Source organism: Kitasatospora sp. NPDC052896, from assembly GCF_044547075.1.
In the GTDB taxonomy this organism is placed as follows: Bacteria; Actinomycetota; Actinomycetes; order Streptomycetales; family Streptomycetaceae; genus Kitasatospora.
Genome location: NZ_JBITZU010000002.1, coordinates 480,040 through 503,285 on the forward strand (window position 1 = coordinate 480,040; position 23,246 = coordinate 503,285).

Genomic DNA, 23,246 nt, shown 5'->3' on the forward strand with positions numbered 1-23,246 from the left:
GCCCACCGAGCCCCGGGAGGACTCATGGCCGACCTGGCCACCCTGACCGCACTGACCGCACCGACCGGCCCCGGTGACCTGCTGGCCGCCACCCCCGGGGTCACCGCGCTCGCCGCCCGGCTGGCCCGCACCGCCGACGCCGAGCGCCGGCTGTCCGCCGAGACCGCCACGGCGCTGGTGGACGCCGGCTTCGCCCGGCACTTCGTACCCCGGCGCTGGGGCGGCGTGCAGGGCTCCTTCACCGACTGGGCGGAGGCGGTCAGCGCGGTCGGCACGGGCTGCGCCTCCGCCGCCTGGTGCGCCGCCCTCTACGCCAACTTCGGCCGACTGGCGGCCGGGCTGCCCGAGACCGGGCAGCGCGCGCTGTGGGGCGCCGGCCCGGACGTCCGGATAGCCGGCGCGGTCGCCCCCGCCGGCCGGGCCGAACCGGCCGGCGACGGCTGGCGGTTGACCGGCAGCTGGTCGTACCTCAGCGGGGTCGACCACGCCGACTGGGTGCTGCTCTGCGCCCGTCCCGACGACCGGCCGGAGACGGTCCGGCTGTTCGCCGTCCCCCGCCACGACTGCCTGGTCAGCGACACCTGGCACTCCCTCGGCATGCGCGGCACCGGGAGCAACACCGTCCGGGTCGACGGCGTGTACGTCCCCGGGCACCTGTCGTTCGTCCGGGCCCAGGACGCCGTCGGCCGCTCGGTCAGCATGCTGGCGTTCGTGGCGGCGGCGCTGGGCGCCGCCGCCTCGGCACTGACCTGCTGGGAGCAGCGCCTGGCCGAGGCCCGGCGGGACGGCCGGACGCCCGCCCGGGCGTCCGTCGAGGCCACACTGGCCCGCTGCGACGGCGAGGTGGAGGCGGCCCGGCTGCTCGTCCGACGCGCCGCCGGTGTGGCCGACGACCCCGAACGCACCCCCACCGAGTCCCTGCGCGGCGTGCGCGACCTCGCGCTCGCCGCCGACCTGTTGCACACCGCGCTGACCCGGCTCTACCGCGCCGCCGGCACCTCCGCCCAGTCCGACCCCCGCATACAACGCCCCTGGCGGGACGTCACCTGCGCGACGGGCCACGCCCTGCTCGACTTCGAACCAGCCGCCCTCGCCTGGGCCGACCACCGCCTCACCACTCGCGAAGGAACGCACCGCCATGACCAGCACCGCCGCAACCACTAGGTACGCCCTGATCACCGGCGCCAACAAGGGCCTCGGCCGGGAGACCGCACGGCAGTTGGGCCGGCTCGGGATGACCGTGCTGATCGGCGCCCGGGACGACGAGCGGGGCGAGCGGGCCGCCCGGGAACTGCGGGAGGACGGCCTCGACGCCCGCTTCCTGCGGCTCGACGTCACCGACCAGGCCGTCGTCGACCGGGCGGCGGCCGACATCCGCCGGGAGTACGGGCGACTCGACGTCCTGATCAACAACGCCGGTGTCGTCGAGGCCGACCAGAACCCGAGCGAGACCACCGTCGAGACCACCGAACGGATCTACCGCACCAACGTCTTCGGCGTCATCGCCGTCACCCACGCCGTGCTGCCGCTGTTGCGCGCGGCCGGCGCCGGCCGGGTGGTGAACGTCTCCAGTCGGCTGGGCTCACTGCACAAGGCCGCCGACCTGGCCGCCCCGCACCGCGCGCTGCTCGCCTACAACTCGTCGAAGGCGGCGCTCAACTCGCTCACCCTGCACTACGCCCGGGAGTTCGCGGACACACCGCTGAAGTTCAACTCGGTCACCCCCGGGGCGGTTCCCACCGACCTCAGCTGCCACCAGGGCAACCGCACCGTCGAGGAGGGCGCCCGCGTGGTGGTCCGCCTCGCCACCCTGGCGGCGGACGGTCCGACCGGCGGATTCTTCGACGACCACGGCCCCGTGGCCTGGTAGGGGGTTCGACATGACCATCACCGCTCCGGACATCTCGCTGGACGCGCCGCTGGCCGGCTGGACCGTCGCCGGCACGTCCCGCACCACGGCCGGCGCGCTGGCGCTGCGCCACCTCGCGGAGCTCGGCGCCGGATCGGCACCGGCCGACACCGACGCGTTCGGGCGGCCGGCCGTCGACACGCTGACCGTCACCGGGCCGGACGGCCCCATCGGTCAGGTCCGCTGCGACCTCGGCTGGCTGCCCGAGGACCTGGCCGCGCCCGGCTCGGAGACCCTGGTCCAGGCCATGACCGGGCTGATGGCGGTGCACGGCCGCAAGTGGGGCGGGGTCGGGCGGATCCCCGTCGACTACGCCTCGACCTGTGCCGGCGTGCTGGCCGTGCACGGCGTGCTGGCCACCCTGATCGCCCGCTCGCGCGGCCTGACCGGCCGCGGCGCTCCCACCGTGGGGGTCTCGGTGACCGGCGCCGCACTGCTGACCGTCTCGCAGTACCTGGCGGCGGCCACCGCCCCCGAGGAGGAGGAACTGCCCGACCTCACCGGCACCCAGCCCCCGCCGTTCCGCAGCCGGGACGGGGTCTGGTTCGAGCTGGAGACCCTGGAGGCGCTCCCCTGGCGGGAGTTCTGGGCCGCCCTCGGACTCGGCGGGACGCTGGTCGGCCGCGGCTGGCGGGCGTTCGCCGCGCGCTACGCCACGGCGGTGTCGCCGGTCCCGCTCGCGCTCCACCAGGCCCTGGCCGAGCGCGAGTTCGCGGAGATCCTGGACGCCGGCGCCCGCTCCGGGGTGAGCGTCTGCCCGGTCCGCTCGCTCGCCGACCGGCGCCGTGACCTCGGCCTCGGCCCGGACGGCGGCCGGGTCCCACCGCCCTGGCTGCTCCGGTCGCTGCCGGTCGGCGGACCGGCGCCCCGGGAGGCCAGCCAACTCCCCAGCTACGAAAGGCCGTTGCAGGGGATCACGGTGGTCGAGGCGACCCGCCGGATCCAGGGCCCGCTGGCCGGACGGATCCTCCAGCTGCTCGGCGCCCACGTCATCAGGATCGAGCCGCCGGACGGCGACCCGCAGCGCGGCATCCCGCCGATCGCCGAGGACTGTTCGGCCCGCTTCCTCGCCCTCAACGGCGGCAAGGAGGTGGTCGAGGCCGACCTGAAGACCGTCGAGGGCCGCGCCACCATCCGTCGGCTCGCCTCCCGGGCCGACGTGTTCCTGCACAACTGGGCCCCCGGCAAGGCGGCGACCTTCGGGCTCGACGTCACCGACCTCACCGCGCTCAACCCCCGCCTGGTGTACGCGCACGCGGCCGGCTGGCCGCCGTCCGAGGGCCCCGACGCCTACCTCGGCACCGACTTCATGGTGCAGACCCACTCCGGGCTCTCCTGGCAACTGGCCCGCGGCGGCGAGGTCCCGCACCCGTCGTTGATGACGCTGATCGACGTGCTGGGCGGCCTGGTCTCGGCGGAGGCCGTGCTGGCCGGGCTGCTCGCCAGGGAACGCACCGGCCGGGCCCAGCAGGTCCGCACCTCGCTCTCCTCGGCCGCCAGCCAGTTGCAGCTGGGCGAGCTGGAGGCACCGCTCGACGCGCCCGTGCCCCCGCTCGCGCCGGAGGGTCCGTTCGCCTGTGCGACCGGCAGCCTGGCGCTCGCCCTGCCCACCGCGGCCGCGGTGCGAACGCTCTGCGCCGCCCTCGGGATCGACGCCGAGCCGGTGGGCCTCCCGGCCCGGATCGCCGACCGGCTGCGGGAGCACCCGGCCGAGGCCTGGCCCGCCCGACTGGCCCGGTACGGCGTCGAGTCCACCGTGGTCCGCGAGAACCTGGCCGACCTCCCGGCCGACCCCCGGCTGGCCAAACAGCTCCACCAGGGGCTCTACGCGGGCGTCCTGCCGCCATGGCGATTCGAGTCCAACTTCCTGCCAGACTTCGGAATATGACGAACAATCATGCCAACATGATGTCCGGGAAGGCCGTACTGATCACCGGTGCCAGCAGTGGCATCGGGGCGGCCGCCGCGCGGGTCTTCACCCGGGAGGGCGCGGCGGTCGTCCTCGCCGCCCGCCGGGAGGACCGACTGGCCGTGCTGGTGGCGGAGCTGCGCGAGAAGGGCCACGACGCCTCGTACGTGGTGGCCGACCTCGCCCGTCCACGGGACGCCCAGCGGGCGGTGACCCTGGTACTGGAGCGGCACGGCCGCCTGGACGCCGCCTTCAACAACGCCGGCATCGGCGGCGACCAGGTCCCGCTCCACCTCCTGGGCGACGAGGTCTACGACACGATCATGGACACCAACGTGCGCGGCCTCTGGAACTGCCTCAAACACGAGATCACCGCCATGCTGGCGGCCGGCGGCGGCGCCATCGTCAACAACAGCAGCGTCGGCGGCCTCCTGGCGATACCCGCGGCGGCGCCGTACGTGGCCTCCAAACACGCGGTCATCGGGCTGACCAGAGCGGCCGCGCTGGAGTACGCGCGGCACGGCATCCGGGTCAACGCGGTGGCCCCCGGCGCGACGCGCAGCGAGATCACCGTCGACTGGTTCGGCCGGCACCCCGGGCTGGAGGAGGCGGTCCACCAGCAGACCCCGCAGGCCCGTACCGCCGGCCCCGAGGAGATCGCCGAGGCGGCGCTCTGGCTCGCCTGCGACCGCTCGTCCTACGTCACCGGGCTGGCCATGCCGGTCGACGGCGGCTACTCGGTGTGTTGAGCACGGCAGTGGAGGCCGCCGGCGCCGACGGCCTCCACTGCCCCACCACCCTCGTCAGCTCGCGGCGGCCGGGCCGATCAGCACGGTGGAGAAGGCCTGCTGGCCGCCCTGGTGGCCGGTCACCCGCACCGCGGTGCGCAGCCGGCTGTCGGTCGGCACCGGCGCGGCCTCGATCCAGCACGGCTCGTCGAACTCCACGTACTGGCTGAAGCCGGCGGACACCGAGATCGGCTCCAGCGGAACCGGCTGGGACAGGGCGCGGGCGGCCTGGTGGGCGGCCTCGACCAGGACCAGCCCGGGCACGTGGTCCACCGGGTGGTCGAAGTAGGCCTTGTTGCCGAAGTCGGTCCGCAGCAGCCAACGGTTCGCCTCACCCGTCGGGGCGAGCACCACGTCGGCCGGGTCGTAGCGGCCGACCAGCCGCGGGGCGACCGGCGCGGGAAGCGGCGGCTGCTCCCGCCGGACCGTCACATGACGTCCGCGCAGGCGGTGGTAGACCACCGGCGAGACCCAGGAGAACTCGGCCTCGGCCCAGGCGACCGCCTGACCCTCGTGGACGATGAAGACGTCGAGCCGCAGGCCGGTGAGCACCACTCCGCGCCTGCCCGCCGCCGAACAGAGCACCTCAACATCAAGAACGGTCGGTTTGTTATACGGAAGAGAGTGGTTCTGGTCGATCTGGAACCGCAGGTTCTGCAGCAGGGTCTGGTGCGAGAGCGGCACCCCGAAGGCGCCGTGGGCGATCAGCAGGCCGCTCTGACGGACCGTCTGGGCGATCACCGTCGGGTCACCGAACCCGCGGTGGGCTGGGAAGACACCGCCGTCCCGGTGGGGCCACACGGCCTTGAGCGCAAAGCGCATGTCCCCCCGGTGCCCCCACTCGGTGACGATCAGCCCCGCCTCGGACGTGAGATGTACGTGCTCCTTGCGGATCTTTCGCGAGTATCCGACTTCGTCGGGTATGCGCTGCAGCAGTGCCTCGGACATGGTTCCCCCTCCAGGTAGGCGTGGTACTCGCGCGACACTTGGACGATGGCCGTCCCGACCACGCTGGTAAGATACAGACCGACCGGTTTGCTAGTCAACGAGGAAAAGACAAGCGGGAGTTACCCATGGCACAACAGGAACGCGCGCTACGGACCAGGAAGGTGATCCTGAACGCCGCGGCGTCGGTCTTCAACGACTTCGGCTACGAGGCGGCCACCATCGCGCAGATCCTCACCCGGGCCGAGATGACCAAGGGTGCCCTCTACTTCCACTTCGCCTCCAAGGAGGACCTGGCCCGCGGGGTGCTCGACGAGGCCGTGACCACCGACGGCGTCCTACCCCAGCAGTCCAAGCTGCAGGAGTGGGTCGACGTGGGCCTGGCCCTCGCCCACCGGCTGCCCCGCGAGCCGCTGCTCAGCGCCTCGCTCAAGCTCTCCCTCGACCAGCAGGCCCGCCGGCTCTTCGGCACCCGCTGGCCGGACTGGGTCAGCCTGATGGCCTCCCTCCTCAAGCAGGCCAAGGCCCAGGGCGAGGTGCTGCCGCACATCGACCCGGACATCACCGCCCAGCTCGTGGTCGGGGCCTGGACCGGCGTCCAGGTGGTCTCCGAGGGCCTGTCGGAGGCACCCTCGCTGGAGACCCAGATCGCCCTGCTCTACGACCACCTGCTGCCCGCCATCGCCGTCCCCGGCGTCCTGGCCCGGCTCGACACCTCCCCCGACCGGGGCGCCCGCATCGTCGCCGAGTACCGCCGGGCCCAGCCCTGACCCGGCCCGCCCCCGCCCTCGCCACCTCCCGACCGGACGACCCGTCAGCCCGTCCGAGCCGTCCCCGGCCGCGGTAGCGCCCGGGACGGCGGAGCGCTACCGGCTGGCGCTCCGCCAGGTGCGGGCCGCCCCAAGGCCCCACCGGTGCCACCCGTGACCGGGGACGGCCCAACAGCCTTCCCCCGGACCGGTCGACGAGCGCTCCCGCTCCGCCATGCCCGCACAACGCGAAAATCCCGCCCGGCCACCAGGGCCGAACGGGATTTCCTGAACCGGCCTCGACCGGTTCGTTGGGTGGAGCTGAGGGGATTCGAACCCCTGACCCCCTCGATGCGAACGAGGTGCGCTACCGGACTGCGCCACAGCCCCAACGAGAAGAAACTCTAGCACCTTCTGGAGGGGGGTCGTGACCACCCCCCTGGTGGGCGGGGTGGGCTACTCGTTGGCGGCGCGCGGCCGGGACTCGTAGACCTCGGCGCGCGGGAGGCGGGCGTCCGCGACCGCGGCGTCCTCGTACTGGTCGAAGAGCGGGGTGCGGTGGCCCTCGGCGGGGCGGCCGGAGTTCCAGGTGCCCGGGGCGCCGAGGTCGAGGCCGCGGGTGACCCGAGGGGCGACCGGGGCGGTGACGTAGGTCGGCAGCGGGACCGGGACGGGCTCCCAGGAGTCCGGCCCGGCGGGCGCGCGCTCGCGCAGACCGTCCACCCACTCCTCGTGGTCGGTCGCCTCCACCAGCGCCTGCTGGGAGGAGGCCGGGCCGGGCGCCGGCGGGGCCGGCGACACGGGCGGGGCGGTGGCGGCGGCCTCCGGGCGGCTCATCGGCTCGGTGGGCGGCTCTGGCCGGCGCAGCAGCCCGGGCGGCGGCTCGTGCGCGACGGTGGCCTGCGCGGCCATCCGGGCCCGCTCCCGCTCCCGCAGGCGCTGGGCGGCCTGGGCGGCGCGGGCGCGGTCGAGCTTCACCTCGTACCGCTGGCGCTCCAGCCTGCGCAGGTGGCCGATGTAGAGGGTGAGCAGGATGGCGGGCAGCGCCGGCACCCAGAGGAAGGCGACCCCGGCCACCGCGGCCGTGATCGCGCCCAGCGCGAAGGCCAGGAAGAGCACGGTGACCATCCGCCGGCGCCGGGCCAGCAGCCGCGCCCGCCGCTGCGGCCCGGAGGGGACCGCGGCGGCTCCGGTCGGGACCGCCGGGGCGGCGACGGTGGACGGGTCGTCAGGGGTCGCCACCGGGCCGTCCGCCGCGGTGCCGTCGCCGACGGCACCGTCGGCCGGCGAGGTGCCGGTGGACGGCTCGGCGGCCGACTGGTCGCCGAGGGAGGGGTCGTTGTCGCCGAGGGCCCGGGACGCCCGCCGCTCCATCGCCGACCGCCCGGCGAGCAGGCGGATGGCGGTGCTGAAGCGTTCGGTCGGGCGCGATTCGTTGAGCTCGTCCTGCCTGCGGAGCCACATGGGCACCAGGTAGGCAGCCCAGGCCCCTACGATGACCGCGTAGATGAGGCCGCTACTGCTCACGTTTCACACCGTACGGGCGTAGGGGAAGGCCGGGCAGCAATTTGGCGCGGCGTGTCGCATGATCAAGCTGATTCTCTGACTATTTTGCCGGTATTTGTGGCCGCTTGCCGGGGCAGCGATGCCATATCGATATGAATTTCGAACATATATTCAATTAGGCTTCGCCGAGGCCCGCCCCCCGGGTCGAGCTCGCCTGCCAGCGGTTCAGCATCCCCTCCGGGACCTCGTCCACGGTGAGCGCGTAGACCAGGTGGTCCCGCCAGTCGCCGTCGATGTGGAGATAGCGCGGGCGCAATCCCTCGGAACGGAAGCCGAGTTTCTCCACCACCCGCCGGCTCGGCCGGTTCTCCGGCCGGATGCAGACCTCGATCCGGTGCAGCCCGAGCTCCCCGAAGCAGTGGTCGACCGCGAGCGCCACAGCCGTCGGCATGATGCCGCGGCCGGCCACCCGCTCGTCGACCCAGTAGCCGATGTTCGCCGAGCACATGGAGCCCCAGGTGATCCCGCCGATCGTCAGCTGCCCGACCAGCTCGCCGCGGTACTCCAGGACGAACGGGAGCATCCGGCCGGCCGAGGCCTCGCCGCGCAGGTAGCGGACCATCTGACGGTAGGTCGGCCGCGGGCCGGACGGACGACCCGCCGGGGCCGGCGGGACGGTGGCCTCCCAGCGGCGCAGCCAGTCACGGTTCCGCCGACTCGCCTCCTGCCAGGCCTTCTGGTCGCGGTACCGGATCGGCCGCAGCAGGATCTCGCCCTCCCGCAGCTCGACGGGCCAGGCCGCGCTCAGGGGGCACTCCGCGGGTGGTCCCCGCCGGCCAGCTGGTCGACCGCGTGTGCCAGCAGCGGCTCCAGCACCGCCAGCCCGTCCTTCACGCCCCCGGTGGAGCCCGGCAGGTTGACGATCACGGTCCGCCCGGCCAGCCCGGCCAGGCCCCGGGAGAGCGCCGAGGTGGGCACCTTCTCCCGGCCGTACGCCCGGATGGCCTCGGCGATGCCGGGGACCTGACGGTCGATCACCCGGGCGGTCATCTCGGGGGTCAGGTCCATCGGCGAGATGCCGGTACCGCCGGTGGTCAGCACCACGTCGTACCCGGCGGCCACCGCCTCCCGCAGCACCGCCAGCACCGGTTCGCCGTCCGGCACCACCCGCGGCCCGTCCACCGCGAAGCCCATCCGCTCCAGCCCGGCGACCAGCAGCGGCCCGCCCTCGTCCTGGTAGACCCCGGCGGCGGCCCGGTTGGAGACGGTGACGGCCAGTGCCCGCATCACGCCTCGCCCCGGGACCAGTCGCCGCTCTTGCCGCCGGTCTTGCTGAGCACCCGGACGTCCTCGATGGCCGCGGCCTTGTCGACCGCCTTGACCATGTCGATCACGGTCAGCCCGGCCACCGCCACCGCCGTCAGGGCCTCCATCTCGACGCCGGTGCGGTCCGCGGTCCGCACGGTGGCGGTGATCTCCACCGCCTCGTCGGTGACCGCGAGGTCGACCGAGACCCCGGAGATGGCGATCGGGTGGCAGAGCGGGACCAGCTCGGGCGTCTTCTTGGCGCCCATGATCCCGGCGATCCGCGCGACGGCCAGCGCGTCGCCCTTGGGCACGCCCTCGCCGCGCAGCAGCTCGACCACCCCGGGCGCTACCCGGACCCGTCCGGCGGCCACCGCGGTCCGCACCGTGGTGGCCTTCTCGGAGACGTCGACCATGCGGGCGGCGCCGGTTTCGTCGACGTGGGTGAGGCGGTCGCCGGGGGGTGTGGTCACGTCATAACTCCAGCAGGACGGGGTGAATACCGCGCTACCGTACCGCTCCCGCCCTGCCGGACCGTGCGCGGTCCGGCAGGGGAACACCCGGCGGCGGACGTCAGTCCGTCAGAAGGACCACGTCCACGCCCTCGCCGGCCGGCACCGCCAGCACCTCCTCGGGGACGGTGATCAGGCAGTTCGCCCGGGCCAGCGCCCCGACCAGGTGCGAGCTCTCGCCGCCGACCGGCTCGACGGTGCCGTCCGCGGCGGTGTACCAGCCGCGCAGGAACTGCCGCCGACCGGCCAGCGAGCGCAGCGCCGAGCCGCAGACCGCGCGCACCACCGGGCGGTGCACGTCCGGCGCGCCGAGCATGGTGCGGATCGCCGGGCGGACGAAGAGCTCGAAGGAGATGTACGCGCTGACCGGGTTGCCCGGCAGCGCCAGCAGCGGGACACCGGCGCCCCCGCCGATCCGGCCGAAGCCCTGCGGCTTGCCGGGCTGCATCCTCAGCCGCCGGAAGTCGACCCCGCCGTAGCTCTCGAAGACCTCCTTGACCACGTCGTGCGCCCCGACGCTGACCCCACCGCTGGTGACGATCAGGTCGGCCCGGCCGAGCTGGTCCTCCAGCACCGAGCGCAGCACCGCGGCGTCGTCCGGCACCCCGCCCACCCGGTACGCGATGGCGCCGGCCTCCTGGGCGGCGGCGGTGAGGGTGAAGCTGTTGGAGTCGGAGATCTGCCCGGGGCCGACCGGCTCGCCGGGCTGCACCAGCTCGCTGCCGGTGGAGAGCACCACCACCCGCGGCCGCGGCCGGACCCGCACGGTGCCGCAGCCGATCGCCGCGAGCAGCCCGAGCTGGGTGGGGCCGAGCCGGGTGCCGGCGGTGAGCACCCGGTCACCGGCCCTGACGTCGCTGCCCCGGCGGCGGACGTGGGCGCCGGCGGTGACCTCCCGCAGCACCCGCACCTCCTCCTCGGGCAGCGGCGCGGTCATGCTGTCGGCGGCCCGGCCGGTGCCGGTGCCGCCGTCGGTCCACTCGACCGGCGCGACCGCCTCGGCCCCCGGCGGCATCGGCGCGCCGGTCATGATCCGGGCGGCCTGCCCGGGGCCGACCTTGGGCAGCTCGCCGGCGCCGGCCGCGATCTCGCCGACCACGCCGAGCACCGACGGGTACCGCTCGGTCGCCCCGACGGTGTCGACGGTGCGGATCGCGTAGCCGTCCATCGAGCTGTTGTCGAAGGGCGGCAGGTCACCGGGGGCGAGCGCGTCCTCGGCGAGCCGGCAGCCGCGGGCGTCCAGCAGCTGGAGCTCGATCGGGGGCAGCGGGGCGACCTGGGCCAGGACGTCCGCGAGGTGCTCGTCCACCGTCCACGTCCGTGCCGCGGGCGGGTCGTCGCAGCACGCGTCGGGGTTCCGGTTCGGGTCGCTGGGTGTGGTCATCGCCACCGCTGCCTTCCGCTCGAGTGTCAGGCCTGCATCTCCGTGCCCACGAAGCCCCGCAGCCAGCTGCGGAACTCCGGGCCGAGGTCCTCGCGCTCGCACGCGAGCCGGACGATGGCGCGCAGGTAGTCGGCGCGGTCACCGGTGTCGTAGCGGCGGCCGGTGAAGAGCACGCCGTGCACCTTGCCGCCCTCCTCCTCGGGCAGCGTGGCCAGCGTGCGCAGCGCGTCGGTGAGCTGGATCTCGCCGCCGCGGCCGGGCTCGGTCTTCTTCAGCACCTCGAAGACCGCCGGGTGCAGCACGTACCGGCCGATCACCGCGTAGTTCGACGGCGCCTCGGTGGTCTCCGGCTTCTCGACCAGGTCGGTGACGTGGAAGACGTCGTCGCCGAAGCCGTTCGCCTCGACCGCGGCGCAGCCGTAGAGGTGGATCTGCGCGGGGTCGACCTCCATCAGGGCCACCACCGAGCCGCCCAGCTCCTGCTGGACCTCGATCATCCGGGCCAGCAGCGGGTCGCGCGGGTCGATCAGGTCGTCACCGAGCAGGACGGCGAACGGCTGGCCCGCCACGTGCTGCTCGGCGACCAGCACGGCGTGGCCGAGGCCCTTGGGGTCGCCCTGCCGGACGTAGTGCATGTTGGCCAGCGAGACCGACTCACGGACCCGGCGGAGCTTGTCCTCGTCGCCCTTGCGGGCGAGCAGCTCCTCCAGCTCGTAGGCCCGGTCGAAGTGGTCCTCCAGGGCGCGCTTGTTGCGGCCGGTGACCATCAGTATGTCGGAGAGGCCGGCCGCCGAGGCCTCCTCCACCACGTACTGGATCGCGGGCTTGTCGACGACCGGCAGCATCTCCTTGGGCGTCGCCTTGGTCGCCGGCAGGAACCGTGTTCCCAGCCCGGCCGCGGGGACCACGGCCTTGGTGACGGGCATCCGGGTGTTCGTCGTCGTCATGCGTTGACCTTACTCAGGCAGCTGACCGCTTGGGCCGGGGCGAGGACCGGTCCGCCAGGAGCGGACCTCGTCGGCGGCAGCCAGGGCAGGCACGGTGCGGATGGATCCGGCCAGGGCGGCGTGGCCCGACCCGGCACAGGCCGACAGACTACCGTGCGTTTCTGACCGGTCCCGCCCGTGCTTGGCCGCGGCCAGCGCGCGGTCGGCCGCGCGCAGCAGCGGCACCGCGTGGGTCCCGTCGGCCGGCAGCACGGCGACGCCGGCCACCGCGGTCAGGCCGCTGGCCAGCGGGGCCGGCGTGGCGCCGGCCGACGGGACCCACGAACCGGTCGGCCAGTCCAGCAGCCGGTGCCGCCGGACCGCCCAGCAGAGCCGCTCGGCGACCTTGGCCGCGCCCGCCGCGTCGGTGCCCGGGAGCACCGCCAGGAACTCCGCGTCGCCGTACCGGCCCAGGGTGTCCGAGCGGCGGATCTCCACGCTGAGCCGGTGGGCCAGTTCGCGCAGCAGCACCGTGCCGGGTCCGCGGCCGTGCTCGGCGGTGATCGCGTCGAACCCCTCGACCTCCAGCAGCACCACGGCCAGCGGCCGCGGCCCGGCCTCCTCCTGGGGCCGGCCGTCCTCGGGCCGGCCGGCCGGCGGCCGGGTGCAGCGCTCGATCTCCTGCTCCAGGGTGGCCCGCAGGTGCCGGTAGTTCCAGACCCCGGTCTGCGGGTCGTGCGCCGCGGCCCCGGCCAGCTCCTCGCAGCGGCCGGCCAGCTCGGCGAGCTGCTCGCGCAGCCCGGACTCGCGGAGCCGGCCGGACCGGGCCGCGCGCCGCAGCCGCACGGCGAGCACGCCGGACAGCCCGGCCAGCGGGACGCTGAACAGCGCCAGCGCCTGAACCAGCAGCGGGGTGGGCATCGGACCGCCTTCCGTGGCCGGCCCCGGTCGGGCCGGCACCAGAGTGGGACACCAGGTGGGGGAGGATCGTCGCGAAGACCGCCGCACCGGAGGAGCAGCACGTGAGCGACGATCCCTTTCATAACGACAAGTCCGGCCTGAGGTCACGGCTGCTCGCCGAACGCCGCGCACTGTCGCCCGAATGGCGGGATTCGGCGGCCACGGCGCTGGCCGGGCGGGCGCTGCCGCTGGTCCCGGTGGACGCGCCGGTGGCGGCCTACGTCTCGGTCGGGGCGGAGCCGGGCACCCGTCCGTTGCTGGAGCTGCTGCGCGGGCGCGGGGTGCGGGTGCTGCTGCCGGTGCTGCTGCCGGACAACGACCTCGACTGGGCGCTCTACCGGGGCCCGGAGCACCTGGTCGCGGCCGGGCGGGGGCTGCTGGAGCCGGACGGGCCGCGGCTGGGCCCGGCGGCGGTCTGCACGGCCGGCCTGGTGCTGCTGCCGGGGCTGGCGGTGGACCGCCGGGGCCTGCGGCTGGGGCGCGGCGGCGGCAGCTACGACCGGGTGCTGGCCCGGCTGGAGCGGGCCGGGGCGCACCCGCTGCTGGCCACCCTGCTGTACGACGGCGAGCTGCTGGAGCGGGTGCCGGCCGAGCCGCACGACCGTCCGGTGCGGGCCGTGGTCACCCCGTCCGGCGTGCACCGCCTCCCCGAGCGGCACGACTCCCCCGGATAGCACGACACCGCCGGCGGTGGCCCGCCGGCGGTGTCTCCCCTGAGCCCCGGTCAGGGGCTGAGGGTCAGCCGGTTCTTGGTCGCGGCGTCCACCGCGGCCGGCGAGGAGACCCAGGTCAGCATCTTGCCCTGGCTCCAGAGGTCGGTCTGGTCGTCGTAGTTCGGGCTGAAGGCGTGCCCGGACTCACCGCCCACCAGGATCCAGCGCGAGGCGTCCAGGTCGCTCAGGTCGACCACCATCCGCATGGACGGGACCCAGTCGACCTGGTAGCCGGCCGCCGCGTTCCAGCTGGAGGCGTCGACCGCGGCCGAGCCGCCGCCGATCTGGTACGGACCGCGGTTGAGCAGCCGGTGGATGACGCCCGAGGCGAAGGAGTCGTTGTCCACGCCCAGGGTCTGTTCCTTGAGGTTCAGCGGGTGCAGCCGGCCCCAGCTCCAGGTGTTGGTGTCCTTGCCGAGCTGGGCGGTGAGGTCCTGGCGGGCGTCCTTCATGGCCTCGGCCAGCAGGTTGGTCAGCCCCGACTGCTGCTTGTGGTTGGAGTCCACGAAGGTCCACCACGGGCTGTTGGGGTTGTTGAGCTGCTGGCGGACCACCTCGGTCCAGCGGTCGCCACCGTCCGGCTGGGCCTGGCTGGGCGTGCGGGTGCCGCACTGGGTGACCACCTGGGTCTCGCCGCCCAGCGAGCCGGCCGGCTGGTTGTTGTCCACCTTCTGGCTGACCAGCAGGCAGTCGCCCTGGGCGCGCATGTCGGCCGGGAACTTCTGACCGAACGCCAGGATCAGCAGCTGGCGCCAGACGCCGTTGTAGTAGGCGGCGGCGGCCGAGTCGGCGTCCTGGTTGTAGTTCCACTCCTTGAGCAGGTTCTGGGCCTGGCGCACGTACGGGTCGCTGATCGGCACCTTGAGCAGCAGCGGGACCAGGGTCTTGGCCATCACGCTGGTGTTGTCCAGCTGCATCGACTGCATGTCGTCCGGCGAGATCTTGCCGCCGTTCTGCAGCTTGGCCTGGATGTCGTCGGTGATCTCCTTGGCCCGGGTGCCGTACTCCCAGTCCTTGGTGATCAGCGGCTTGTAGGACGGGTCGACGATCGCCTGGTTGGCGGTGACGATGTAGCCGGACGGCGGGTTGTAGACGTACGGCAGCGACTTGAACGGGATGTACCCCTGCCAGTTGTAGCTGGGGTCCCAGCCCGGGGCCGGGTAGGTGCCGTCACCGTTGCCGCGGATCGGGATCAGGCCGGGGGCCTGGTACCCGATGTTGCCCTGGGTGTCGGCGTAGATCAGGTTCTGCGCCGGGACCGCGAAGTCCTGGGCGGCGGCGCGGAAGTCGCTCCAGTCGGCGGCCTTGTCCAGCTCGAAGACCGAGTCCATGGTCTTGCCGGGGGTGAGCGCGGTCCACTGCAGCGCGACGCCGTAGCCGGTGGTCCCGCGGTCGGGTGCGGCGTTGCCGACCGGCGCGTAGGTGCCGACCTGCTGCATCTCGCTGCTCTGGTCGGAGATCAGCGGACCGTTGTTGGTGCTGCGGACGGTGATCACGCGGTCCGGGCCGCCGGCCACCTTGATGGTCTCCTGGCGGGTGGTGAACGGGACGTTCTGGCCGTTGTAGAGGTAGGTGTTCGGGCCGGTCACCTTCTCCAGGTAGAGGTCGGCGACGTCGGCGCCCATGTTGGTGAAGCCCCAGGAGATGTTCTGGTTGTGGCCGATCATCACGCCCGGCATGCCGGCGAAGGTGAAGCCGGTCACGTCGAACGGGCAGGCGCTGCTGACGGTGTTGCAGTGCAGGCCCATCTGGTACCAGACCGAGGGCAGGCCGGGGCCCAGGTGCGGGTCGTTGGCCATCAGCGGCTTGCCGGTGGTGGTGTGGTCACCGGAGACCACCCAGGAGTTGGAGCCGATGCCCTGCCCCTGGGTGCCGAGCAGTTGGGGCAGGCCGCCGATCTGGTTGGACACACCCTGCAGCAGGCCCTGGGTGGCGGCCGCGGCCTGGGTGGTGGAGCCGCTGCTCGCGCTGCTTCCGCTCTGCCCGCTCCCGTCGGTCGGCGGCTGGTAGGTGCCGTTGGCGGAGAGCGTGCCGGTCTGCAGGATGGTGCCGTTGCGGTCGTACGGGTAGTCCGGGTAGAGCTGGGCGATCTGGTCCGGGGTGAAGGTCTGCGACAGCATCGAGCGGTCGATCTGGTCCTGCACGTTGCCGGAGAGGCTCCAGGCCATCGCCTTGAGCCAGGCCACCGAGTCCACCGGGGTCCACGGCTCGGGCTTGTAACCGCTGGTCACCGTGCCGAGCAGGGCGTACTCCAGCGAGGCGCCGGCGCCGCCGGGGTGCTGGGAGAGCCACGCGTTGACGCCGTCCGAGTAGGCCTGCAGGTACTCCTTGGTCTGCGGGGACAGGACGCTGTCGTACTCCTGCTGGGCGACGTTCTCCCAGCCCATGGTGCGGACGAAGGCGTCGTTGCTGACCTGGCTGGCACCGAACATCTCGGAGAGGCGGCCGGCGGTGATGTGCCGTCGGACGTCCATCTCCCAGAACCGGTCCTGGGCCTGCACGTAGCCCTGGGCCTTGAAGAGGTCGTCGGCGGTGTTCGCGTACACCTGCGGGATGCCGTTGGCGTCCCGCTTGACGACCACCGAGGCGTTCAGGCCGGGGACCTTGATGTTGCCGCTGACCTGGGGGAACGAGGCGCGCACGGTGTCCACCGCGTACCACCCGCCGGCACCGGTACCGGCCACCAGCAGCACAGCGAGCAGGAGCACGATCAGACGAGCGCGCCGGAACTTCTTCGGCCGGTTCGAGCGGGGCATCTGGGTCCTAGCAACAGGGAGCAAGGGCGACGTCACACAGCTGGGCGGCCGTGACCGCTCACCACATTAGGACGACTCAGGTGGCGCGGGTGCACCGGGGACGCCCACGGTGGGACACAGGGACCCTACCGGGCGGAGCTGAGAGGACGGAGCGGGTGGAGCCCGGCAGGACGCGGCGGTTCGCGGTCGGCGGTGCCCGGGGCGGGCTCGGTCGGTCGTTAGTTAAAAGATCCGGTAAAATGTTAGACTGAGTAACGATCCTTCGGATCACTCAGCTGATCACACCTCGGCCGTCCCGTCACACCGCAGTTGGCGGCGGCCGACCACCCAAACAGCTGTTCGCACTCCCTCCCGTGCCGCCCGCCCGTCCGTCGTCCGCGCCGCCCCCAGGGGCCGCTCCCGGCCGACACCCGCCCGCGACCCCGAGGTGCCCCTGCGTTGACCGTCGACCACCTGAACAAGCTCATGCTCGAATCGTCCCTGGTGCTGCTGGTCGCCGTGGTCGCGGTGCGGGTCTCGACCCGCTCGGGGCTGCCCAGCCTGCTGCTCTACCTGGGCATCGGGATACTGATCGGCCAGAACGGACTGGGCGTCACCTTCAACAACGCCGAGCTGACCCAGGTGCTCGGCTACGCCGCGCTGGTGGTGATCCTCGCCGAGGGCGGCCTGAAGACCAACTGGCGGGAGATCAGACCGGTGCTGCCGCCGGCCACCGTGCTGGCCACGGTCGGCGTGGGGATCAGCGTCTTCGTCACCGCCGCCGGGGCGCACTGGCTGGTCGGGCTGGACTGGCGGATGTCGCTGCTGCTCGGCGCGATCGTCTCGTCCACCGACGCGGCGGCGGTCTTCTCGGTGCTCCGGACGGTCCCGCTGCCGGCCCGGCTGAGCGGCCTGCTGGAGGCCGAGTCCGGCTTCAACGACGCCCCGGTGGTGATCCTGGTGGTCGCCTTCGCCACCACCGGCCCGTTCGACCCCTGGTACGTGCTGGTGGGCACGATCATCGCCGAGCTGGCGGTCGGCGCCGCGGTCGGCCTGGCGGTCGGCCGACTGGGCGCGCTCGGGCTGCGGCACGTCGCGCTGCCGTCCTCCGGCCTGTACCCGATCGCGGTGCTGGCGCTCACCGTGCTCGCGTACGCCGGCGGGGCGCTGCTGCACGGGTCGGGCTTCCTCGCCGTCTACGTCTGCGCGGTGCTGCTGGGCAACGCCAAGCTGCCGCACGGCCCCGCGGTCCGCGGCTTCGCCGACGGGCTGGCCTGGATCGGGCAGATCGGCATGTTCGTGCTGCTCGGCCTGCTCTGCACGCCGGACACCATGGGCTCGGCGGTGCTGCCGGCCCTGGTGATCGGGCTGGTGCTGGTGCTGCTGGCCCGGCCGCTCTCGGTGGTGCTCACGCTCACCCCGTTCCGGCTGCCCTGGCGCGAGCAGGCGCTGCTCAGCTGGGCCGGGCTGCGCGGCGCGGTGCCGATCGTGCTGGCCACCATCCCGCTGGTGGCGGACGTGCCCCTCGCGCAACAGGAGTTCAACATCGTCTTCATCCTGGTGGTGGTCTTCACCCTGGTGCAGGGGCCGACGCTGCCCTGGCTGGCGAAGCGGCTGCGGATCTCCCAGGGTGCGCTGGGGCAGGACATCGGGATCGAGGCGGCACCGCTGGAGCACCTGCACGGGCACCTGCTCTCGGTCTCGCTCTCCCCGGCCTCCCGGATCCACGGGGTGGAGGTCGGCGAGCTGCGGCTGCCCGCGGGGGCGGCGGTCACCCTGGTGGTCCGGGAGGGCAGCAGCTTCGTGCCGGACAAGGCGACCGTGCTGCGGGCCAACGACGAGCTGCTGGTGGTGACCACCGACACGGCCAGCGAGGCCACCGAGCGGCGGCTGCGCGCGGTGGACGGCGGCGGCAAGCTCGCGGGGTGGTTGTACGGGCGGTGAGGCCGTCTCCGGGTCGTCGCCCGCCGTCCACCTTGCGTTGACAGGTGGATTGCCCATTAGGCCGTAACATGGAAGAGAGTACTATCAGTACAACAGATGTGTTATTGACAGAAACCCGCAACATCTGCCTGATGCAGAGTTGGCGCGACCGCTCGGCGGCCGCGGTCCACGGCACCCTTGGCCCCGCTTCCAACGACTCGGCCAGCCGGACCCCGGTATCAACCCCGGTCGACGCGCGAGAGGACGACTCTCGGCGCCGTCGGGGCATTTCCCACACCCGGCGCGCTACCAGGCAGCAGGAAGGACCGACCGTGGCGGCCCGCCCAACGGTCGACGACCCCGCTGTGCCCGCTCGCGTCGGGTACACCTCGCTTCTGCGCACTCCGCGTGCGTGGACGTTCCTCCTCCCCGCCTTCGCGGCGCGACTGCCGTACGCCATGCTCAGCCTGGGCATCGTGCTGCTGGTCGAGCAGACCTACGGCTCCTACGGCTCGGCCGGCGCGGTCGCGGCGATCTCCGCCGTGGCGCAGGCCCTGGTCGGCCCGCAGACCGGCCGGCTGGCCGACCGGTTCGGGCAGGCCGCCGTGCTGGTGCCGACCGTGCTGGTGCACGCCGTCTCGGTCGGCGCGCTGATCGCGCTGGCGCTGGGCCACGCGCCGCTCTGGACGCTCTTCGTGGCCGCCGCGCCGGCCGGTGCCACCATCCCGCAGATCGGCGCGATGGTCCGGGCGCGCTGGGTGGCCAAGCTGGCCGACCAGCCGCCGGGCTACCTGAACACGGCCTTCGCGTTCGAGTCGGTGACGGACGAGTTCACCTTCGTGGTAGGTCCGGTCATCGCCAGCGCCATCGCGACCGGAGTCTCTCCCTCCGCCGGACTGGTTGCCGAGGCGGCGCTCACCGTGGTCGGCGGACTGGCGTTCGCCGCGCAGCGCCGGACGGCCCCGGCCCGGCACCCCAGGGTGCCCGGCACCGGCCGCGCCTCGGCACTCGCCTCACCGGGCGTCCGGCTGCTGGCCGGCACGTTCCTCGGGGTCGGCTCCGTCTTCGGGGGCATGCAGGTATCGGTGACCGCGTTCGCCGGGTCGGTCGGCCAGAGCGATCTCAGCGGCACGGTCTACGGGATCTTCGCCGGCGGCTCGATGCTGGCCGGGGCCTGCTACGGCATGGTCTCCTGGCGCCGGGCGGCCCGGCAGCGGATGCTGATCAGCTACGCGCTGCTGGTGCTCGGCTGCTCGACGCTCTGGGCGATGCCCAACCTGACCGCGCTGGCCGTGGCCGGCCTGGTCTGCGGGTTCGCCATCGCGCCGACCCTGATCACCGGGTACACGCTGGTCGAGTCGCTGGTCGCGGACGGCGCCAAGACCGAGGCCTTCACCTGGCTGACCGGGGCGATCGGGCTGGGCCTGGCGGTCGGCTCGACGGTGGCCGGGATGCTGATCGACGCTCACGGGGCGTGGACCGGGTTCCTGGTTCCGGTCACCGGTGCGGGTGCCGGGCTGGTGGCGCTGGTCACGTTGCGGCGGCTGCTCGTCGCTCCGGGGGCCGCGAGCCGTACCGTTGCCAAGGGCGGGGCCGGCCCGCAGCAGCAGCTCGCGAGGGTCGGGGAGGGCTGAGGGGCTCCGCACGCCTCCGCAGGGCCTTCACCTGGGTGCCCCGACCCGAAGCGCTGGACTGATCCAGCGGAATACCGCATCATGGACCGTCGTTAGCACTCATCAGGCGAGAGTGCCAGGAGGAAGACAAGTGCCCACGTACCAGTACCAGTGCACCGAGTGCGGCAGCGGCCTTGAGGCGGTGCAGAAGTTCACCGACGAGGCCCTGACCGAGTGCCCGCAATGCCAGGGACGCCTGCGCAAGGTCTTCTCCGCGGTCGGCGTGGTCTTCAAGGGCTCGGGCTTCTACCGGACGGACAGCCGGTCCTCCTCCAGCAGCTCGGTGGGCTCCTCCTCGTCGTCCGCGTCGACCAACGGGTCCTCCGGGGCCTCGTCGAACGGATCGGGCTCGTCCGCCGCGAGCTCCTCGTCGTCGGCTGGCTCGTCGTCGGCCGCCGCGTCGTCGTCCTCCTCGGGCGGCTCCGCCTCGGCCTGACCGCGGCACCGCATTCGTCATACCGCAGGCCCCTGGTGGGTCGCCCCGGACGGGGTGGCCCACCAGGGGTTCTGTGCTGTTCGGGGGCGGCGTGGGCCATGCGGGGGGGGTGCGGAGTTGTCCACACCCCCGGGGTTTTCCACAGGGAAGGGGAAAATCCGCCGGCCGTGGGGCGGGGCGGGTCAACCTGATCCGGCAAGCGGGTTCTCCGGGACTCGTTCGCACTCCCCGTCGTGCTCTCCATCCAGTGAGGCGGTGCCGGATCCCATGTCCAGCGACCTGACCACCCACCCCAGCGGTCGACCGAGCGGCCCCGAAGGTCCCCTCGTCCTCGCCACCCCGCCGCCCGTACGGGCCCCCGTCCCGACCCCGGAGCCCGCTCCCGGTCCGGCTGCCTCCCGGCCGGCCGTGCCGCGCGCGCGGTCGTCCATCCCGCCGCGGCAGGTCGTCCACGACTTCGCACCGATCCGCTGCGGGGCGAGCCGGCGGTACCGCCTGTGGCAGGCGGTCCGGCACCGACCGGGGCTGCTGGCCGGCGGCCTGCTCGCCGCCGCGACGGCACTGGCCGTCGGCCCGGCACCGCCGGGAACGCCGCCGCCCACCGCGCCGGCGAGCGCCCGGGCGGACGTGGCCGCGACCGGCTCACCGCGCTGCGCCACCGGTCCCTGAGCTGGTCGGGCCGGTCGGCCGCTGTTCCGCTCGGCCGCCGTGCCGTTCAGCCGCCGTGGTGGGGCGGGCGCTGGCTCAGGTACCAGTCGAGGTCCCGTCCGCCGCTGCCGGAATCGCCCCAGCCGGCATCGGTGTCGTCCCGCGACGGACGGCTCAGCGGGTCGCTGAAGACGAGCTTGGCGGTCTTCGGCGCGGTGGTCGCCCGCTGCTCTGCCTCCGGCGTCCGCCCGCCCGTCGGTTCCCGCTTCTCGTCCTGCCCAGCCATCGTCCCGCCTCCGGTCTCGTCGGGCCTCGCCCGTCCCCGTCCAGCCTAGGACGACCGCGGGGGCCGGACGACCGTCCGACCCCCGCGGTTGTGCTGCCGTGCTGCCGCGCCGCTGGCCGGCTGGCTCAGCCGAGCTTGGCCTTGAGGAAGTTGGCCCCGTTGTAGGTGCCCCAACCGGTGACCTTGTCGTAGCCGGTGCCCGCGCTGTACGCCCCGTTGCTGCCGGACTTCACGTCGTGGAAGGCCGACGAGTAGGAGCTGGAGGAGGCCAGGTTGTAGATGGTGCTGTTCGCGAACCCGAAGGAGGACTTGCCCTTGGCCTTGGCCTCGCTGTTGTAGACGGCCACGAAGGCCGCCCAGTTCGGCGCCGCCGCGCTGGTCCCGCCGAACTCGGCCCAGCTCCCCTGGCTGTAGACCGCCCAGCCGGTGGACGGGTCGGCGGCGGCGGCCACGTCCGGCACGTCGCGGAACTTGCCGGTGTTGACCTTGCTCTGGAAGCTCGGCGTGCTGAAGTACGAGGAGATCCCGCCGCCGCTGCCGCTCCAGGCGGTCTCCTTGCTCCACGCACCCGAGGAGGAGGTGGTCAGCGTGGTGCCGCCGACGCCCGTGGTGTACGGGTCGGAGGCCGGGAAGTCCACCGAGGTGCCGCCGTTGCCGGCGTCGTCCGAACCGTTGTCCCCGGAGGCCGCGAAGACCGACTGCCCCTGGGCGGCCGCCTCCTTGAGGTCCGCGTCCACGGCGACCCGGTTCGAGGCGGTCTCGTCGGCCTCGTCGGTGCCCCAACTGGTGGAGATCACCGGAACGTTGTCACTGACCAGCTTGGAGTAGACCGCCGTCTCCCCGGCATCGCTGTTCGGGGCCTCGTAGACCTTGACCGCCGCGCCGGGTGCCAGGGCCTGCACGACCTCGATGTCCAGCTCGACCTCGTCCTCGCCCGACAGGTCGGTGGTACCACCGCCCGCGTTCACCACGGCCGGGGTCGACGGCTTGAGCCCGAACTGCTTGTCGTAGGTGCTGATGTTGGACTGGTCGAACGCCGAGAACTCCAGCAGTCCGATGGTCGAGCCCTTGCCGTTGTAGCCCGCGTTGATGGTGGAGGTGAGGTTGTACGCCGCCCGTGCGGTGGTCGGCGTCAGACCGGCGACCGGCGCCGCCTTGGAGGTCGCCGAGGAGGTGGACGGGGAGGCCGGCTGGGAGGCGGCGGCCTTCTGGCTGAAGTGGGTGAACTTGGCGTAGTCGTTCAGGCCGGCCACGTCGGTCACCACGGAGGCGATGTCCGCGGGCAGCTCGGGCGCGGCGGTGTTGGCGTAGTAGCTGCGGCCGTCCTTGTTGTCGCGGAAGGTGGCGAGGCTGGTGCCGAACGCCTTCTGCACCTGGGCCGCGGTGCCACTGGCCTCGATGGTGAGCCGGTTGGCGGTCACCCCGCCGACCTGCAGACCCTGCGCGGCGAGGTAGCCGGAGACCTTGGCCACCGTCTCGGGGGTCGCCCCGAAGCGGTCGGCGAACTGGTCGACCGTCAGGTAGTGCTGGTACTGGGCGGAGTTCGGGTTGGAGACCTGGGAGAGGAAGGTGTCGAGGCCGGCCACGTCCCGCTGGGCGAGGCTGACTGCCACGGATATCCGCTGTCCGCTCGCGACCTCACCGGTCCGGACCGAGTGGTTCACCGCCGTCACGACGTCGCTCTGCAGCGCGGCCGGCTGAGCGGCGGGCTGCGCGGCGAAGGCGGGAGAAGCGGCCAGCGCGATGATCGGCAGAGGCGCGGCAAGCAGCCCGATGACGGGCCTGATGCGGGACTTCACTGATGTCCTCCTGGGACGGCGCGATCGGCTGCGGGTGCCGGCTGGCTCGCTTCGCTCCAACTCGGCTCCCCGGACCGGGAGTGGATGACTCAACGCTAGATTTGGCCAGCCACCGTCAAAAGAGGGGTATCCCCTGCTGT

At 73.2% G+C, this 23,246-nt stretch carries 21 protein-coding genes and 1 tRNA gene; 10 read left to right on the forward strand and 12 right to left on the reverse strand.

The window, feature by feature from the left end:
• The first annotated feature begins 24 nt into the window (after positions 1–24).
• Genes ACIGXM_RS08265 through ACIGXM_RS08280 form a run of 4 tightly spaced genes read left to right on the forward strand, consistent with a single transcriptional unit; the run spans position 25 to position 4,567 of the window.
• On the forward strand, positions 25–1,164 hold the full coding sequence (locus tag ACIGXM_RS08265) for a hydrolase (RefSeq protein ID WP_396558138.1): 1,140 nt from the start codon (positions 25–27) through the stop codon (positions 1,162–1,164).
• Positions 1,139–1,870, forward strand: a complete 732-nt coding sequence (locus ACIGXM_RS08270; RefSeq protein WP_396558140.1) for an SDR family oxidoreductase — start codon at positions 1,139–1,141, stop codon at positions 1,868–1,870. The genes ACIGXM_RS08265 and ACIGXM_RS08270 overlap by 26 nt, the downstream gene beginning before the upstream one ends.
• A gap of 10 nt (positions 1,871–1,880) precedes the next feature.
• Entirely contained in the window at positions 1,881–3,797 is a 1,917-nt protein-coding gene (locus tag ACIGXM_RS08275; protein WP_396558142.1) for a CoA transferase, read from the forward strand.
• Positions 3,794–4,567, forward strand: coding sequence for an SDR family NAD(P)-dependent oxidoreductase (locus ACIGXM_RS08280; RefSeq protein WP_396558144.1), 774 nt, complete (start codon positions 3,794–3,796; stop codon positions 4,565–4,567). Before ACIGXM_RS08275 ends, ACIGXM_RS08280 begins: the two co-directional genes overlap by 4 nt.
• A 54-nt stretch (positions 4,568–4,621) precedes the next feature.
• Here the strand turns inward: ACIGXM_RS08280 and ACIGXM_RS08285 are convergent, their stop codons facing one another.
• Complete coding sequence (locus ACIGXM_RS08285) at positions 4,622–5,554, reverse strand: ScbA/BarX family gamma-butyrolactone biosynthesis protein (protein WP_396558146.1); 933 nt, start codon at positions 5,552–5,554, stop codon at positions 4,622–4,624.
• A gap of 125 nt (positions 5,555–5,679) precedes the next feature.
• Here ACIGXM_RS08285 and ACIGXM_RS08290 point away from each other — a divergent pair, with 125 nt between their 5' ends.
• On the forward strand, positions 5,680–6,321 hold the full coding sequence (locus ACIGXM_RS08290; RefSeq protein ID WP_396558148.1) for a ScbR family autoregulator-binding transcription factor: 642 nt from the start codon (positions 5,680–5,682) through the stop codon (positions 6,319–6,321).
• Positions 6,322–6,616: 295 nt separating this feature from the next.
• On the opposite strand, the gene ACIGXM_RS08295 is transcribed toward ACIGXM_RS08290, so the two are convergent.
• The 8 genes from ACIGXM_RS08295 to ACIGXM_RS08330 form a co-directional block, all read right to left on the reverse strand.
• Positions 6,617–6,690, reverse strand: a tRNA-Ala gene (locus ACIGXM_RS08295).
• A 66-nt stretch (positions 6,691–6,756) separates the two neighbouring features.
• On the reverse strand, positions 6,757–7,827 hold the full coding sequence (locus ACIGXM_RS08300; protein WP_396558150.1) for a hypothetical protein: 1,071 nt from the start codon (positions 7,825–7,827) through the stop codon (positions 6,757–6,759).
• Positions 7,828–7,981: 154 nt separating this feature from the next.
• Complete coding sequence (locus ACIGXM_RS08305; RefSeq protein WP_396558372.1) at positions 7,982–8,614, reverse strand: GNAT family N-acetyltransferase; 633 nt, start codon at positions 8,612–8,614, stop codon at positions 7,982–7,984.
• A complete protein-coding gene (locus ACIGXM_RS08310; RefSeq protein ID WP_396558152.1) occupies positions 8,611–9,093 on the reverse strand; it encodes a molybdenum cofactor biosynthesis protein B in 483 nt (160 codons plus the stop codon). The genes ACIGXM_RS08305 and ACIGXM_RS08310 overlap by 4 nt, the downstream gene beginning before the upstream one ends.
• Positions 9,093–9,527, reverse strand: a complete 435-nt coding sequence (gene moaC, locus ACIGXM_RS08315) for a cyclic pyranopterin monophosphate synthase MoaC (protein ID WP_396558374.1) — start codon at positions 9,525–9,527, stop codon at positions 9,093–9,095. The genes ACIGXM_RS08310 and moaC overlap by 1 nt, the downstream gene beginning before the upstream one ends.
• A 157-nt stretch (positions 9,528–9,684) precedes the next feature.
• Complete coding sequence (gene glp / locus ACIGXM_RS08320; protein ID WP_396558154.1) at positions 9,685–11,007, reverse strand: gephyrin-like molybdotransferase Glp; 1,323 nt, start codon at positions 11,005–11,007, stop codon at positions 9,685–9,687.
• A 26-nt stretch (positions 11,008–11,033) separates the two neighbouring features.
• Positions 11,034–11,954 carry a UTP--glucose-1-phosphate uridylyltransferase GalU gene (gene galU / locus ACIGXM_RS08325; RefSeq protein WP_396558156.1) on the reverse strand — a complete coding sequence of 307 codons (921 nt, stop codon included), beginning with the start codon at positions 11,952–11,954 and terminating at the stop codon, positions 11,034–11,036.
• Between the two features lie 9 nt (positions 11,955–11,963).
• Complete coding sequence (locus ACIGXM_RS08330) at positions 11,964–12,854, reverse strand: GGDEF domain-containing protein (protein WP_396558158.1); 891 nt, start codon at positions 12,852–12,854, stop codon at positions 11,964–11,966.
• A 101-nt stretch (positions 12,855–12,955) separates the two neighbouring features.
• Between ACIGXM_RS08330 and ACIGXM_RS08335 the strand changes: the two genes are divergently transcribed.
• Entirely contained in the window at positions 12,956–13,567 is a 612-nt protein-coding gene (locus ACIGXM_RS08335; RefSeq protein ID WP_396558159.1) for a 5-formyltetrahydrofolate cyclo-ligase, read from the forward strand.
• A 50-nt stretch (positions 13,568–13,617) separates the two neighbouring features.
• On the opposite strand, the gene ACIGXM_RS08340 is transcribed toward ACIGXM_RS08335, so the two are convergent.
• Positions 13,618–16,362, reverse strand: a complete 2,745-nt coding sequence (locus ACIGXM_RS08340) for a penicillin acylase family protein (RefSeq protein WP_396558161.1) — start codon at positions 16,360–16,362, stop codon at positions 13,618–13,620.
• Between the two features lie 465 nt (positions 16,363–16,827).
• Between ACIGXM_RS08340 and ACIGXM_RS08345 the strand changes: the two genes are divergently transcribed.
• From ACIGXM_RS08345 to ACIGXM_RS08360, 4 genes are all read left to right on the forward strand, one after another.
• Positions 16,828–18,285, forward strand: coding sequence for a potassium/proton antiporter (locus ACIGXM_RS08345; RefSeq protein ID WP_396558376.1), 1,458 nt, complete (start codon positions 16,828–16,830; stop codon positions 18,283–18,285).
• Between the two features lie 344 nt (positions 18,286–18,629).
• Entirely contained in the window at positions 18,630–19,898 is a 1,269-nt protein-coding gene (locus ACIGXM_RS08350) for an MFS transporter (protein ID WP_396558163.1), read from the forward strand.
• Positions 19,899–20,028: 130 nt separating this feature from the next.
• A complete protein-coding gene (locus ACIGXM_RS08355; protein ID WP_396558165.1) occupies positions 20,029–20,373 on the forward strand; it encodes an FmdB family zinc ribbon protein in 345 nt (114 codons plus the stop codon).
• Between the two features lie 267 nt (positions 20,374–20,640).
• Positions 20,641–21,042 (forward strand): hypothetical protein, encoded by a 402-nt coding sequence (locus ACIGXM_RS08360; protein WP_396558167.1) that lies wholly within the window; start codon positions 20,641–20,643, stop codon positions 21,040–21,042.
• A 46-nt stretch (positions 21,043–21,088) separates the two neighbouring features.
• On the opposite strand, the gene ACIGXM_RS08365 is transcribed toward ACIGXM_RS08360, so the two are convergent.
• Entirely contained in the window at positions 21,089–21,307 is a 219-nt protein-coding gene (locus tag ACIGXM_RS08365) for a hypothetical protein (protein ID WP_396558169.1), read from the reverse strand.
• A gap of 125 nt (positions 21,308–21,432) precedes the next feature.
• Complete coding sequence (locus ACIGXM_RS08370) at positions 21,433–23,106, reverse strand: protease pro-enzyme activation domain-containing protein (protein ID WP_396558171.1); 1,674 nt, start codon at positions 23,104–23,106, stop codon at positions 21,433–21,435.
• Between the last annotated feature and the right edge of the window lie 140 nt (positions 23,107–23,246).